15 protein-coding genes are annotated in these 14890 nt (G+C 67.4%); 13 read left to right on the forward strand and 2 right to left on the reverse strand.

All coding sequences use genetic code 11. The annotated features are described in order from the left end of the window. Positions 1 to 83: 83 nt before the first annotated feature. Positions 84 to 1193 carry a DNA alkylation repair protein gene (locus ACM6JT_RS16420; protein ID WP_414856853.1) on the forward strand — a complete coding sequence of 370 codons (1110 nt, stop codon included), beginning with the start codon at positions 84 to 86 and terminating at the stop codon, positions 1191 to 1193. A gap of 70 nt (positions 1194 to 1263) precedes the next feature. Next, on the forward strand, positions 1264 to 1911 hold the full coding sequence (locus ACM6JT_RS16425; protein WP_235212589.1) for a GNAT family N-acetyltransferase: 648 nt from the start codon (positions 1264 to 1266) through the stop codon (positions 1909 to 1911). Positions 1912 to 1941: 30 nt separating this feature from the next. Here ACM6JT_RS16425 and ACM6JT_RS16430 read toward each other — a convergent pair whose 3' ends face one another. Further along, a complete protein-coding gene (locus ACM6JT_RS16430) occupies positions 1942 to 2820 on the reverse strand; it encodes a LysR substrate-binding domain-containing protein (protein WP_034185008.1) in 879 nt (292 codons plus the stop codon). Between the two features lie 126 nt (positions 2821 to 2946). Here ACM6JT_RS16430 and argH point away from each other — a divergent pair, with 126 nt between their 5' ends. The 7 genes from argH to ACM6JT_RS16465 all read left to right on the forward strand — a co-directional run bounded on the left by argH (position 2947) and on the right by ACM6JT_RS16465 (position 10160). Then, positions 2947 to 4380: an argininosuccinate lyase gene (gene argH / locus ACM6JT_RS16435; protein ID WP_111021030.1), complete on the forward strand. Its 1434-nt coding sequence runs from the start codon at positions 2947 to 2949 to the stop codon at positions 4378 to 4380. Beyond that, positions 4374 to 5267, forward strand: a complete 894-nt coding sequence (locus ACM6JT_RS16440; RefSeq protein ID WP_414856854.1) for an amino acid ABC transporter permease — start codon at positions 4374 to 4376, stop codon at positions 5265 to 5267. The genes argH and ACM6JT_RS16440 overlap by 7 nt, the downstream gene beginning before the upstream one ends. Beyond that, a complete protein-coding gene (locus tag ACM6JT_RS16445) occupies positions 5264 to 6067 on the forward strand; it encodes an amino acid ABC transporter ATP-binding protein (protein ID WP_414856855.1) in 804 nt (267 codons plus the stop codon). Before ACM6JT_RS16440 ends, ACM6JT_RS16445 begins: the two co-directional genes overlap by 4 nt. An 83-nt stretch (positions 6068 to 6150) precedes the next feature. Next, complete coding sequence (locus ACM6JT_RS16450) at positions 6151 to 6984, forward strand: ABC transporter substrate-binding protein (RefSeq protein ID WP_131947606.1); 834 nt, start codon at positions 6151 to 6153, stop codon at positions 6982 to 6984. A gap of 7 nt (positions 6985 to 6991) precedes the next feature. Further along, positions 6992 to 7864 (forward strand): polysaccharide deacetylase family protein, encoded by an 873-nt coding sequence (locus ACM6JT_RS16455; RefSeq protein ID WP_414856856.1) that lies wholly within the window; start codon positions 6992 to 6994, stop codon positions 7862 to 7864. Next, entirely contained in the window at positions 7861 to 8769 is a 909-nt protein-coding gene (locus tag ACM6JT_RS16460; protein WP_414856857.1) for a polysaccharide deacetylase family protein, read from the forward strand. Before ACM6JT_RS16455 ends, ACM6JT_RS16460 begins: the two co-directional genes overlap by 4 nt. Next, entirely contained in the window at positions 8766 to 10160 is a 1395-nt protein-coding gene (locus tag ACM6JT_RS16465; RefSeq protein ID WP_414856858.1) for an MmgE/PrpD family protein, read from the forward strand. The genes ACM6JT_RS16460 and ACM6JT_RS16465 overlap by 4 nt, the downstream gene beginning before the upstream one ends. Before the next feature lie 814 nt (positions 10161 to 10974). Here the strand turns inward: ACM6JT_RS16465 and ACM6JT_RS16470 are convergent. Then, the gene (locus tag ACM6JT_RS16470) at positions 10975 to 11376 is read right to left on the reverse strand and encodes a hypothetical protein (RefSeq protein ID WP_414856859.1); all 402 of its coding nucleotides are present in this window, start codon (positions 11374 to 11376) and stop codon (positions 10975 to 10977) included. On the opposite strand from ACM6JT_RS16470, the gene ACM6JT_RS16475 reads away from it, so the two are divergent. The 4 genes from ACM6JT_RS16475 to ACM6JT_RS16490 all read left to right on the forward strand — a co-directional run bounded on the left by ACM6JT_RS16475 (position 11375) and on the right by ACM6JT_RS16490 (position 14878). Then, complete coding sequence (locus tag ACM6JT_RS16475; protein ID WP_414856860.1) at positions 11375 to 12745, forward strand: undecaprenyl-phosphate glucose phosphotransferase; 1371 nt, start codon at positions 11375 to 11377, stop codon at positions 12743 to 12745. The genes ACM6JT_RS16470 and ACM6JT_RS16475 overlap by 2 nt on opposite strands. An 8-nt stretch (positions 12746 to 12753) precedes the next feature. Beyond that, the gene (locus ACM6JT_RS16480; protein WP_105391490.1) at positions 12754 to 13206 is read left to right on the forward strand and encodes a protein tyrosine phosphatase; all 453 of its coding nucleotides are present in this window, start codon (positions 12754 to 12756) and stop codon (positions 13204 to 13206) included. A gap of 26 nt (positions 13207 to 13232) precedes the next feature. Then, positions 13233 to 13598, forward strand: a complete 366-nt coding sequence (locus ACM6JT_RS16485; protein WP_414856861.1) for a hypothetical protein — start codon at positions 13233 to 13235, stop codon at positions 13596 to 13598. A gap of 119 nt (positions 13599 to 13717) precedes the next feature. Then, positions 13718 to 14878: a polysaccharide biosynthesis/export family protein gene (locus ACM6JT_RS16490; RefSeq protein WP_414856862.1), complete on the forward strand. Its 1161-nt coding sequence runs from the start codon at positions 13718 to 13720 to the stop codon at positions 14876 to 14878. Positions 14879 to 14890: the final 12 nt, after the last annotated feature.

Raw genomic sequence — 14890 nt, forward strand, 5'->3', positions numbered from 1 at the left:
GCTGACAGGAACTGGCAGGGGCTTCGGCGATACTGTGTGCTTTCGCAATCATCGATCTGCGGCGCACGTCGGATCCACTCGCAATGACCACCACTCAAGCTCCCGTCCCGCTGAAGGAATCGCTGGCAGCGCGGCAGTTCCACGCGCTGTCCGACGTGCTGCATTCGATCGAGCCCGCCTTCGACCGGGCGGCATTTCTTGCGACGGCGCTCGACGGCCTCGACGGCTTGACGCTGATGGAGCGCGTCAGGCGCGCCAGCGTGGCGATCGACACGGGGGCGCGGTCGCTACCTGGCGGATACGATGGCGTGCTGGCGTTGTTGCAGGAGGCGGCACCTCGATTGGGCCGGGGTTTCGTCTCGCTGATCGCCCCCGACTACGTCGGGCAGTACGGTCGGCACGCATTCGACCGCTCGATGGACGCGCTGAAATATTTCACGCCGTTCGGCTCGTCGGAATTCGCGGTGCGCGAATTCCTGCGCATCGACAGCGCTCGCGCGCTCGCAGTGATGGAAACCTGGTCGTACGACGCGGACGACGCAGTGCGCCGCCTGGCAAGCGAGGGAAGCCGCCCGCGCCTGCCATGGTCGTTCCGGCTGCGCGAGATCGAGGCCGACCCGGCGCTGGCCGCGCGGATACTCGACAATCTTCGCGCTGACTCGAGCGCTTATGTACGCCGCTCGGTCGCGAATCACCTGAACGATGTGGCGAAGACGCATCCTGCATGGGTGCTCGATCGAGCCGAAAGATGGGGCGGCGACCATCCGTATACGCGCTGGATCGTTCGTCATGCGCTTCGCACCCTCGTGAAGCAGTGCGATGCGCGAGCGCTCGCGATACTGGGTGCCGAAAGCGCGCCTCTCGTGGAAGCCGGTCCGTTTGGCGTGACGCCTGCGCAGGTGGTGCTCGGCGAGTCGATCACGCTCGCCTGCGAGCTGCATTCGACGGCCGGCACGGCGCAGCGGCTCGTCGTCGATTATCGTATCGCCTACGTGAAGCAAAATGGCGATGCGTCGCCGAAGGTGTTCAAGCTGAAGGTACTGACGCTCGAACCCGGCCAGCGCATCACGCTGAGGCACAGTCGGCCGATCCGCGATTTCACTACACGCCGGCACTATGCGGGCCGGCATGAGGTCGAGCTGATCGTCAACGGCCGGGTCGTGGCGCAATCGTTCTTCGAACTCGCCGTGTGAGCGGTCGTTGGCTGGTGCGAAGGAGGGAGTACGAAACGACGGACGTGTCGGCCGCCGGCCTTCGGAGATCGTGACCGGTGGCCAGCCGCGGGCCACCAGCGGTCATTCGACATCGCTGCCAGGATCGTTACAATCCGCTGCATACACCGCACCCACTGGCGCAAAGCCACCCGACAGGGAGTCCTCAATGACTGGAATATCCATCAGGTCCGCAAACATCGACGACGCACAGGCGATCGCCGATTTCCACGTCAAGGTCTGGCGGCACACCTATCGGGATCTCGCACCGGCGCAAGCGCATGCCGTGCTCGACGAGCGCTATCGCGGCAGGAAATGGCAGGAAAAGCTGGCGTCGAACGACGGCGACCAGCTAGTGCTCGTTGCGGAGACCGACGGCAGGATCGTCGGAATCGGCGCGGCTGGCGCGCCGTCGGAACCGATATTCGACGGCCGTGGCGAGATCAAATTCCTGTATGTCGATCCCGAATTCAAGCGTCGCGGCATCGGCCGCAAGCTGCTTGCCCAACTCGCAACGCATTTGAGAAGGCTGCGGTATCGGGGTGCCGCGTTGAGTGTCGTCAACGGAAACGAATCCGCGATTGCCTTTTACGAGGCGCTGAATGCGCGGTTTGCCGGCGAGTACGTCGATGCGGGGCCGATCTGGCGGTCGCACAACATCGTCATGGTGTGGGACGACCTGGCGAATCTCATTTCCTGACCGAAACCCTGCCGCAAGCAACGACGCGCATCACGCGAGGCATGCTCGCAGCCACGACGTGAACGCGGTCACGAGCGGCGTCCCGGTCAGCTCGTGACGCGTGACGAGATAGTACGCATGACGTGACGGCACCGTTGCGCTGAACGGCCGCACGAGCGTGCCGTCGATCAGGTCGTCGCGCACGGACAGGCTGTCGCCGAGTGCGACGCCTTGCCCGTGCACCGCGGCTTCGACGCCGATGTGCGCGTTGCCGATTTCGAGGATGCGGATGCCCGGCAGCTTGTCGGCGTTCGCTTCCGCCAGCCAGCGCATCCACGAGCCCGCATGCTCGCAGAACAGCGTGCGCCCGGCGAGATCCTGCACCTTGCGGATCGCATCGGGCCCGTTCATCAACGCCGGGCTCACGACCGGGAACAGCGCCGGATGCTCGAGCAGCTCGACGTGCCGATTGCGCCAGGTGCCTTCCCCGTAACGGATGCAGACGTCGACGTCCGTCGAATAGATCTCGCGTTCGTCGTTCGACGGAATCACCTTCAGATGGATGCCCGGATAGCGCTCGAGAAAATCGCCGATGTGTCGGGCGAGCCAGCGCGACGTCAGCGACAGCGGCGTCGACACGACGAGATCGCCGACGGCGGCCGGCGAATCGAGCCTGACGGTGGCGTTCGCGATCAGGTCGAACGCGGCGCCGACCGGTTCCAGCAGCGCCTCGCCTTCGGGCGTCAGCTTCACGCGCGCCTTTGATCGGACGAATAGCGCGACGCCGAGCGTGCTTTCGAGAATACGGATCTGGTGGCTGACCGCGCTCGCGGTCACGTGCAGTTCGTCGGCGGCGGCCGACACGCTGCCGCGCCGGGCGGCGGCCTCGAATGCGCGAAGCGGGTTCAGCGGGGGCAGGCGGTTGCGCATCGGCGGGCGCGTCGAAGGCGACGGTGCTGAGAAAAACTTCATTTAAGCGGAGCCAATTTCTCGCTACAACAAAAAAAATTGAATGCCTACAGTGGGGGCAATTCAACCGAGTCGAGGTCGACCGCAATGAGCCTTACCGAACCGATCGAACGCCTGTGGGGCGGCCGCTTCCAGTCGGAGCCGTCCGACGCGCTGCAGAACCTGTCCCGCTCCGATCCGAGTTTCTACCGCCTCGTGCCGTACGATCTGGCCGGCTCCCGTGCGCATGCGCGCGAATTGAACCGCGCCGGCATCGTGAACGACGACGACCTCGCGCAGTTGCTGGCCGCGATGGACGGCATCGCGCGCGACTACGCGGCCGGTGCGATCGCGCCGTCGCTTGCCGACGAAGACGTGCACACGTTCCTCGAGCGCGTGCTCACGCAGCGGCTGCCGGCGCTCGGCGGCAAGCTGCGCGCCGGGCGTTCGCGCAACGACCAGGCGGCGAACGATCTGCGCCTGTACCTGCGCGACAAGGCGCGCCAGCTCGTGCGCGGCGTGCTCGACCTGCAGCAGGCGCTGGTCGGCCAGGCGAGCCGGCACGTCGACACGGTGACCGCCGGCTTCACCCACCTGCAGCCCGCGCAGCCGATCGTGTTCGGCCATCAGTTGCTGGCGCACGCGCAGTCGCTGTATCGCGACGCCGACCGCCTGGTCGACTGGGACCGCCGCACCGCGCGTTCGCCGCTCGGCGCGGCCGCGCTGGCAGGCTCGGCGATTTGCGTGCGGCCCGAACTGTCCGCGCAGGAGCTCGGCTACGACGCGCCGTGCGAGAACTCGATCGACGCGGTGGCCGCACGCGATCACGTCGCCGAATTCGCGTTCGTCGCGAGCATGCTGGCCGTGAACCTGTCCCGCCTGTCGGAAGAAGTGATCCTGTGGACGTCGCGACAATTCCGCTGGGTGGAACTCGACGACGGTTATGCGACGGGCAGCTCGATCATGCCGCAGAAGAAGAACCCGGACATCGCGGAACTGACGCGCGGCAAGGCCGGGCGCCTGATCGGCAACCTGACGGGCCTGCTCGCGACGCTGAAGTCGCTGCCGCTCGCGTACAACCGCGATCTCGCGGAAGACAAGATCGCCGCGTTCGATTCGATCGACACGCTCGAACTCGTGCTGCCGGCGATGGCGGGGATGATCCGCACGATGCGCGTGAACGTCGACGAGATGCGCCGCCAGGCGCCGCTCGGCTTCACGCTCGCGACCGAGGTCGCGGACTGGCTCGCGCTGACGGGCGTGCCGTTCAGCGAAGCGCACGAGATCACCGGCGCGCTCGTGCGGGCGTGCGAACGCGACGGCATCGAGCTCGCGGACGCAAGCGCGGAACAGCTGCAGGCCGTCGACCCGCGCCTCGCGCCGGCGGTGCGCGCGCATCTGACGCTCGACGCGGCCGTCGCCGCGCGCGGCGGCGCGGGCGGCACGTCGCCCGCGCGCGTGCGCGAGCAGATCGGCCGCCTGAGCGGTGCGATCGAACGCCAGGCCGCCTGGGCGGCCGACTACCGGGGGCCGTCATGCTGAGCGCATCCGATTCGAGCCGTCTCGACGGCGCACCCGGGCCGGCCGGCGCCGCGGCAGACGATACCGCAGGCCTCGTGCGCGTGCGCCGGCGCTACTGGGGCCGTTATGTCGCGTCGATCGCGATCGTTGCCGCGCTCGCCTACGTGGCCGCCGCGTTCGCGCGCGGACAGATCGAGTGGCGCGTCGTCGGCCAGTTCCTGACCGCCCGCTCGATCCTGACGGGGCTCGGCAACACGATCGTGATGACCGTTCTCGCGATGACGCTCGGCGTCGTGCTGGGCGTGGTCACCGCGGTGATGCGGCTGTCGTCGAACCCGGTGCTCGGCGCGATCGCGCAGGGCTACATCTGGCTGTTCCGCGGCACGCCGATCATCCTGCAACTGCTGCTGTGGTTCAACCTCGCGCTGGTGTTCCCGACGCTCGGCATTCCGGGTATCGCCGAATTCCGGACCGTCGACGTGATGACGCCGTTCCTCGCGGCGGTGCTCGGGCTCGGCATCAACCAGGGCGCGTATACGTCGGAAGTCGTGCGTGCGGGGCTGCTGTCGGTCGACACCGGCCAGTACGAGGCCGCGAAATCGATCGGCATGCCGCGCCTGCAGGCGCTGCGCCGGATCATCCTGCCGCAGGCGATGCGCGTAATCGTGCCGCCGATCGGAAACGAGCTGATCGGCATGGTCAAGCTGACGTCGCTCGCGAGCGTCGTGCAATACGCGGAGATGCTGCACAACGCGCAGAACATCTACTACGCGAACGCCCGCGTGATCGAGTTGCTGATCGTCGCGGGCATCTGGTATCTCGCGGTCGTCACCGTGCTGTCGCTCGCGCAGGCGCGCGTCGAACGGCGCTTCGCGCGCGGCGCGGGTCGCGCGGTGGGCCGCACATGAACGACACGACCCTCAACCATCGGGAGAACGTCATGACGAACGCGGTCGTTCGCGCGGTCGACGTGCGCAAGTCGTACGGCGATTTCCAGGCGCTGCACGGCATCACGCTCGACGTCGCGCAGGGCGAAGTGCTGTGCATCATCGGGCCGTCGGGCTCGGGCAAGAGCACGTTCCTGCGCTGCATCAACCAGCTCGAGACGATCAGCGCGGGCGCGCTGTGGGTCAACGGCGAACTGGCCGGCTTCCGCCGCACCGGCAACCGGCTCCACGAGCTGTCGGAGCGCCAGGTCGCGCGCCAGCGGCTGGCGACGAGCATGGTGTTCCAGCGCTTCAACCTGTTCCCGCACAAGACCGCGCTCGAGAACGTGACCGAGGGCCCCGTGCAGGTGCTCAAGCGCCGCCGCGGGCAAGCGGAGGAGGAAGCGCGCGCGCTGCTCGCGCGCGTCGGGCTCGCGCACAAATGCGACGCGTTTCCGGTCGAGCTGTCGGGCGGCCAGCAGCAGCGTGTCGCGATCGCGCGGGCGCTCGCGATGCATCCGCAACTGATCCTGTTCGACGAGCCGACGTCGGCGCTCGATCCCGAGCTCGTCGGCGAAGTGCTGGCCGTGATGCGCGATCTCGCGAAGAGCGGGATGACGATGATCGTCGTCACGCACGAGCTCGGCTTCGCGCGCGAGGTGGCCGACCGCGTCGTGTTCATGGACGGCGGACGGATCGTCGAGAGCGGGCCGCCCGACCAGGTGCTGTCCGCGCCGACGCACGCGCGCACGCGCGATTTCATCTCGGCCGTGATTGCATGACCGGGCCGGGCGCCCCGTACCGAAGCGCCCGAACGATTCCACCGTCAACGATACAAGCCCACCACGACAAGGCGATACTCCCCATGAAAGCATCCGTCCTGACCCGCACGCTGGCCGCCGTCGCATTCGGCGCGTTCGCGCTGCATGCCTCCTTCGCAGTCGCGCAGGCCGCGGGCGCGAAGCGCACGCTGAACGTCGCGATCGTGCCGAACTATCCGCCGTTCGAATACAAGGACCCGGCGACCGACAAGCTCGCGGGCTTCGACGTCGATCTCGGCGAAGCGATCGCCGCGAAGATGGGCGCGAAGCTGAACTGGGTCGAGACGAGCTTCGACCAGATGATGAGCGCGGTCGCGACGCAGCGCGTCGACATGATCCTGTCCGGCATGACCGACCTGCCGACGCGCCGCGACGCGGTGACGTTCGTCGACTACATCGAAACGGGCCCGCAGTTCTATACGCTGAAGGCACGCGCCGGCGAGTTCGCGCAGATGAGCGCGCTGTGCGGCAAGCGCGTCGGCTCGAGCCGGCGCACGTCGTTCCCGGACAACACGACCGCGTGGAGCGCGGAGAACTGCGTGAAGGCCGGCAAGCCGGCGATCGTCGTGGTCGGCACCGACGGCTCGTCGGACGCGCGCATGCAGTTGCGCCAGAACCGTATCGACGCGGCCGTGCAGGGCGGCGAGACGCTGCCGTACCAGAACGGCCTCGAGCAGAATGCATACGCGCCGGTCGGCAAGCCGTTCCTGTCGCAATACACGGGCATCGGCGTCGCGAAGAGCAACACCGCGCTGAGCAGCGCGCTGACGACGGCGCTGAACCAGCTGATCGCTGACGGTTCCTACCAGAAGATCCTGGCGAAGTGGGGGCTGCAGGAGCACGCGGTGACGAAGGCGATGATCAACGGCACTCACTGAGCGTGCGATGACGGCCCTGGCTCCCCGCTGGCCGGACGCGAAGCGCGCGTGCGTCGCGCTCGCGTTCGATCTCGACGGCCCGACCGGCGACGCGATGCTGAACGGGTCGATCTGGCGCAACCCCGCGTATTTCACGCTCGGCAGCTACGGGCCGTGGCGCGCGCTCGGCCGCTTGCTCGACATGCTCGCGGCGTTCGACCTGCCCGCGACGTTCTTCGTGCCCGCGTGGGTCGCGCGGACCTGGCCGGCGCAATGCGCGGCGATCGTCGAGCGCGGCCACGAGATCGGCTACCACGGCTATCGGCACGAAGCGTTCTGGACGCTCGAGCCCGAGCGGCAGCGCGAGATCATGGCGCAGTCGGCCGACGTCTTCGCACGTACGCTCGGCGTGCGGCCGGTCGGGTTCCGCACGCCGTCCGGCGACTGGAGCGCGGCGACGGTCGCCGTGCTGCGCGAAGCTGGCGTGCGCTATTCGAGCTCGATGCGCGGCGACGACCGGCCGTACCTGCTGCACGGTGACGACGGCGAGGCGCCGCTCGTCGAGATACCCGGCCGCTGGGAGACCGACGACTACGCGTCGCTTGCGTATCACCGCAACCCCGATTATCCGGCCGGGCTCGACCGGATCGCCGGCTACGGCGCGACGCTCGACAACTGGACGCGCGAATTCGACGGCGTATACCGCGAAGGACTGTGCCTGACGACGCTGCTGCATCCGAAGGTGTGCGGCAAGCCCGGCCGCATCGCGCTGCTCGAGGCGTGGCTCGGCCACATGCGCGCACAGGACGGCGTATGGTTCGCGCGCTGCCGCGAAGTGGCCGACTGGTGGCTTGTGCAGCACGCGCGAGACGCGCAACCCACGCAACGGAGCAGCCTGTGACGACGACCCATTCATGGCCGGGCGGCGCGCGATGCGCGGTCGCGATCACGGTCGACTTCAACGACATTCATGGCATCCAGACGCGCGAGCCGCGCATCGTCGGCCGCGAGAAATCGCTGTCGGTCTGGCGTTACGGCGCGGCCCGCGGCGTCGACCGGCTGCTTGAGACATTCGACGCGTTCCGCGTACCGGCGAGCTGGTTCGTCCCGGGCATCGTCGCCGAAACGCATGCACAAGCGGTGCGCGCGATCGCCGCGGCCGGCCACGAGCTCGGCGTCAGCGGCTATCGCTGCGAGGATTTCGATGCGCTGCCGCTTGCCGCGCAGATCGACGCGTGCCGCGCCGGGCGGGCGGCACTCGCCGACACGATCGGCTGCGACGTGCAGGGCTTTCGCTCGTTCACCGGTAACTGGGCCGATGGTTTTGCGGATTTCCTCGTCGCGGAAGGCTTCACGTGGTCGTCGTCGTGGCGCGGCGACGATCTGCCGTACGTGCATCCGCGCGGCGACGGCGGCGCGGACGGCGCGCGGCTCGTCGAGCTGCCACTGCACTACGAACTCGAGGACGAGCCGTACTTCGAGTTCAACCTGTCGCCGCCCGTGCCGGCCGGTCAGCCGCGCATCGCGGCGTACCGCGACGTGCTCGACAACTGGCGGCGCGACGTCGACGGGTTTCGGCGCTTCGGGCTGTGCTGCGTGCTGCGCCTGCATCCCGAGATCATCGGCACGGCCGGGCGGATCGACCTGCTGCGCGCATTGATCGCGCATCTGCGCGACGCGGGCGACGTCTGGTTCGCGACGGGGCGCGACGTCGCGCGCTGGTGGCGTGCCCAAGCGCCCGTCAATGCCCCGGGACATCCGGTCGACGTTTTCGCGCACTGCGTGGCGGAGGAGTCGGCGCGATGACGATGACAGCCGATACGCGCGCCACGCGGCTCGCGGCGTTCGTCGCGCAGACGCCCGCCGACGCGTTGCCGGACGACGTCGTCGCGAAGGCCAAGCGCCATGTGCTCGACACGTTCGGTGCCGCGCTGGCGGGCACGTCCGCCGTCGAGACGCGCAGCGCCCGTGCGCTGACCGGCGCCGTCGCGCAGGGCGGCGCGTCGCTGTGGGGCACGCGGCGGACCGCTGGCGCGCGCGATGCGGCGTTCGTCAACGGGATTGCCGCGCACGCGCTCGAACTCGACGATTCCGGTGGCTGCGATCATTCGGGCGCGGTCGTGCTGCCGGCCGTGCTCGCCGCGCTGTCGTGCGCGGGGCGCCCGGTGACGGGCCGCGAATGCGTGGCGGCGATCGTGCTCGGCTACGACGTCGGCCGGCGCGTGCTCGAGGCAGCGGGCGGCTACTCGGTTCACAACGGGGCGGGCTGGCACTCGACGCTCAGTTGCGGCGTGTTCGGGGCGGCGGCCGCGAGCGCGCGCGTGCTCGGGCTCGACGCCGCGCGCACGCGCGACGCGCTCGGCCATGCGGCGAGTTTTGCGGGCGGCCTGTGGGGCTTCATCCACGACGGAGCGCAGACGAAGCGGCTGCACGCCGGGCGTGCGGCGGAGGGCGGCGTGCTCGCGGCGCTGCTCGCGCGCGAAGGCGTGAGCGGCCCCGCGCACGTGTTCGACGACGTGTGGGGCGGTTTTTTCAACACGTTCGCCGCACAGTCGCATGTGCCCGACGCATTGACCGACGGCCTCGGCGCGCACTGGAAGCTGATGCGCTGTTCGATCAAGCCGCACGCATCGTGCCGCAGCGCGCATGCGGCCGTCGACGCGGCGCTGCAGCTCGCAGACGGCCGCCTCGTCGAGGCCGGCGAGATCGAGCGGGTGGTCGTGCGCACGAGCGCGTTCGTGGCCCGCATGTGCGGCGGTCGCGACCTGTCGACGCTGTCGTCCGCGCAGATGAGCCTGCCGTACGCGGTGGCGACGGCGCTGGCATTCGGCGACACGGGGATCGGCGTGTATCGCGCGGACCGACGCACCGATCCGCGCGTGACCGCGCTGCTCGCGCGCGTTGCGGTCGACGTCGATCCTGCGCTCGGCGATCTCGACGAGCCGACGGTGATCCTGCATCGCACCGACGGACGGCGGGAATCGCGCCACGTGCCGATCGCGCTCGGCGACCCGCGCAATCCGCTGTCGGACGCGGCGCTGTTGGCGAAATATCGGGCGCTGGCGGGCATGGCGCTCGACCGCGCGCAGGTCGATGCACTGGGCGACGTGTGTCTGTCGCTGGACCGGCAGGCGGATGCGCGCGTGATGAACGACTGGCTCGCAGGCGATGCCGAAGCGGCGGGGGCGTTCGTCTGAATGTCGACGTCGTGTCGAATCGGTACGAGCGTACCCGTTCGGAGAGCGGAATGAACGTGCGGCATTCGAAGCCGTGAGCGCGGGACGGGCCTTCCGCAAAGTTGGCTGCCGGTGAGCCGGAAATTATGCCCCTGTCGATATAAAGGGCACACGCATTAAAAAAATCGCCCGGAGGCGATGAAAGAAGCGCGCCATACGTCTCTCTTGCCGCATCGGCCATTTCCCGGGGGAAATCGGGAAAAACGCTCATGCCGTGTCAGAACTCGAATGTCTACCCCTATTTTCGATAGCTGATCGCTCGAAGCCCGATCATGCTTCGAGAACTGACTCGCCTCGATTCAGCCCTTATTCGCGAGCATCCGCATCCCCCTCCCGCATGTCGGCAACGATATCGGTCCATGGTCGTTGCAGCCCTGACCGGGCCCAGCCCCGGACTCGCACGGCCAAGCGTGCGCGGAAGAGACGTGCGCCTGTCGATGGCAATGCACATGACAGCGACCTGAGCCTCCCGAATGCCGTTCATGTCGGCCGCGTTACGGCGTGTCGTTACGTAACGTATGCGAACGCCGCAGTCGCGCAAACGTTACACAGGATTATTTTGATTTATTCATACCTTTCAAATTTGGGACATAGGTCATTGGTTTATCGAGGATTTTCCGCGCTGCAGCACGAGAGAACGTCTCGGTGGCACGGATCGTGCGTCAAATGCCATGTGCAGAAGTAGTTAATACCATAACGCTAGACCAATCATGAATCAGATCAACACTCCTATATCCGGACGCGACGCGGGGGCGAAGCGGTCGATTCCGGACATTCAATCGATAAATCGCGTCAATTCGCCAATCCATTCAGGATGGTTCGGGCGCGGCATTTCCATTGCCATGCCGAATCGTGTTGACACGTCCTCGCGGCGGCCATGCATCGACGCGGGGGCGTGAGCCCAAGTAACCGGTAGTTCGTCCGCGGTCTGGATTCCCGGCGTGAATTGAACCGTCCGTTCGATAAAGGCGCATTCAATTTCATATAGGAATGCGAATTTCTTGATTAATTCATCGACGGGCCAATGATGCCCGGGATGAGCGTTGTCGATGCATCGGGATACCGAGGGCGGAGCATGTCCGGCGTCGCTCGGGAAATGTCCGTCGGCGTGGTGAGCGGCACGGACGCGTTTGACCGCAAATAAGGCGCCACCATGCGCCGCCTGGAGAATATCCATGTTCGGATTTCAGTCGATTATCGCGCGCCTGCTCGATGCGCTCGTGGTGGTGCTCGGAGCGGCGGCCGCGTCGCACGTGCGGTTCGATGACGATACGCTCGGCCGGCCGGACGCGATGGTCGTCCCGTTTGTCGCGATGCTGACGCTCGCCGTCTTTCCGGCATGTCAGGTGTACCAGTCGTGGCGCGGGCGGTCGTGGATCGCGATGATCAGCCGCATCAGTGCCGCATGGGTCGCCGTGCAGGCATGCAACCTCGTGCTGCTGTTCGCGATGCATCGCGCCGATCAGGTGTCGCGGCTGTGGTTCGTCTACTGGACGGCGATCGCGGGATGCGGATTCATCGTCATTCGCGTGGCTGCCTATACGATGCTCGCGCGCGTCAGGCATGCGGGCCTGAATCTTCGCAAGGTGGCGATCGTCGGTAACGGCGCGCATGCCGTGCGTGTGATCGAAACGCTTGCGCTGTCGCCGGCAAGCGGGTTTCGCGCCGTCGTGCTCCACGATCCCGCGGGATCGTCCAGCGGCATCATCCCGGCGATCGCGGATTTCACCGAATTCGCCGCGGCAGTGCGTGCCGAAGCCGCGACGGAAATCTGGCTCGCGTTGCCGATCTCCGAGGAACGGACGATCCGGCGCGTGTTGAAGACGTTCGGCGACGATCTGATCAATATCCGCTTCATGCCGGACATGTGCAGCATCGCGTTGCTCGGCGGAACGATGATGGATCTCGTCGGCATGCCGGCAATCAACCTCGTCGCATCGCCGATGTCGCATCACGCGTTGATGCAGAAGGCGCTGTTCGACCGGGTATTCGCGGCGGCAGCGCTCGTCGCGCTGGCGCCGCTGCTCGGCCTGATCGCGCTGGCGGTCAAGCTGTCGTCCCCGGGCCCGGTGCTGTTTACGCAGTACCGGAAAGGCGCCGATGGCCGGGTGTTCAGGATCTACAAGTTCCGCACGATGCGCGTGCATGCCGAACCGGCCGGCATCGTGCGGCAGGCAACTCGCGGCGACGCGCGCATCACGCGCGTCGGCGCGTTCCTGCGTCGCACCAGCCTCGACGAGCTGCCGCAGTTCTTCAACGTGCTGCGCGGCGACATGTCGGTCGTCGGGCCGAGACCGCACGCGATCGAGCACGACGACCTGTACCGGCCGCTCGTCGAGGGATACATCCATCGCTACCGGATCAAGCCGGGCATCACCGGATGGGCGCAGGTCAACGGTTATCGCGGCGAGACGGATCACCTCGACAAGATGGTCGGCCGTGTCCAGCACGACCTCTATTACCTGCGCAACTGGTCCTTCGGGCTCGACATGAAGATTGTCGCCGCCACGGTGCTGAAGGGCTTCGTCCATCCGAACGCGTACTGAGCCCGGCCATGATCGAACGCATTCTGGTCGTCTGCGACGGCAACGCATGCCGCAGCCCGATGGCGAGCGCGATGCTGGCACGCGCGCTGCCGTCCGTGCAGGTGCGTTGCGCAGGACTGATCGCGCTGGCGGGCCGGCCGGCCGCACAGGCCGCGATCGACGTGATGCGCGAACGCGGCTTCGACATCACGTCGCATATCGCGCAACCGGTGCATCTCGGCCACGTGCGCGCATCGCAGCTGATCCTCGCGATGACGCTCGTGCAGTGTCGCGAGATCGAGCGCCGTTACCCGTTCGCGCGCGGTCGCGTCTTCCAGCTCGACCATGCCGCGAAATGCGATATCGCGGATCCGGTCGGCAAGTCGGCGCAAGTGTTCGATGCCGTGGCGCGCCACATCGAGCGCGCGGTGGCGCACTGGATTGTGCGGATTCCCGCAGCTGCCGCACGGGGGCACGGCTGATGCGACGCCACGTCGGTCGATTCGCGATGCTCCTCGGCCTGTCGTGTGCATCGGCTGCGCACGGCAATGCGCCGGTGGCGCGCCCTTCGACGAATGCGCCGCGGTGGATCGCGGGCCTCGCGGATAGCGCTTCCCAGACCTCGAATCCGTGGCGCGGATCGATCGCAAAGCCGGCGGTCGCGTCGGGCGTCGCGGCGCCGGCGGTCGGCAACTACGCGCCGCTGCCGATCGAGCGGCAGATGCGGGCGTTGTCGATCGACGCGCTGGGCATGCCGGCGGCACATCGCACGCGCGGCGCGGCACGCGTCCCGATTCGGCCGCGCGGCGGAAACGACAACGCGACAGACGACTGGCCGGGCATGGCGCCGCCCTGGTCCCGTTCGTCATGGTGATCGACCGGGCGGTGCGGCATGAGGGCGAAGCAGGCCGAACCCTCACGCGACGAAATGAACACATCCGCGAGCACGGTGCCACGGACGGAATTGACGACAGCGCGACATACGAGGCAGCAATGGGCAAATCATTCGACGGTGTATCGACAGGCAGCAGACGGGGCCGCGCGCTGGCCCCGCTCGTGCTGTCCGTGTTCCTGACGGCATGTGCCGTTGCGCCCGGCATGCGGATGACCGGCTCGCAGGAACTGCCGGTGGCCAGCGCGCGAAACGGCGAACCGGCGCAGTCGCTCGATGTGCCGATCCGGGAAATCGACGTCAACCTGCTGCAATCGATGCGCGACGACAGCGACTCGATCGGGCACGTCGACGCGCTGTTGCGCGAGCGCGCGAAGGGCGGCTATCGGATCGGCGCCGGCGACGTGTTGCAGATCACGGTGTGGGATCACCCCGAACTTTCCGCGGCGGCGCCGACGAATCAGTCGTCGTCGACACAACGGCAGAGCGACCCCGTCGGCGGCTTCGTCGTCGATGAAACCGGCAGCGTGCAGTTTCCTTATGTCGGCACGCTCGCGGTCTCGGGCAGGACGACGACCGAGGTTCGCGATGCATTCCGCGTCGCGTTGACGAAAACCTTCCGCGACCCGCAGGTCACCGTGCGCGTCACGTCGTACCGCAGCCAGCAGGTCTACGTCGAAGGCGAGGTGCGCAATCCGGGCGTCCAGCCGATCAACGACGTGCCGATGACGCTGATCGAGGCCATCGATCGCGCGGGCGGGCTTCAGCCAACGGCCGATCGGAGCCGCATCGAGCTGATGCGCGGCGACGAGCATTACGTGCTGAACCTGTCCCGGTTCGTCGCACGACGTATCGACCCGGCCAGCATCCTGTTGCGCAACCGGGACGTGCTGCGCGTGCAGTCGCGCGAGGACAACGGCGCGTTCGTGATGGGCGAGGTCGCAAAGCCGACGCTCGCGCTGCCGCTGCGCGACGGCTCGTTGACGCTCGGCGATGCGTTGCAGCAAGCCGGCAGCTTCAACAGCGGCACCGCCGACACGGCGCAGGTCTACGTGATTCGCGGGCGCGGCTCGAGTACCCCCGACGTGTTTCATCTCGACGCGAAGTCGCCGGTCGCGATGGTGCTCGCGAACGACTTCAGGCTGGCGCCGAAGGATGTCGTTTATGTCGACGGCAACGGCCTCGTCCGACTCAGCCGCGTGCTGTCGCTGCTGTTGCCCGCCATCAATGCCGGCATGACCGGCGCGCTGGTCGCGAAATGAACCGCCGGAACC

The organism is Burkholderia sp. IT-111MI5 (assembly GCF_949752865.1).
GTDB classification, from domain to species: Bacteria; Pseudomonadota; Gammaproteobacteria; order Burkholderiales; family Burkholderiaceae; genus Burkholderia; species Burkholderia pyrrocinia_C.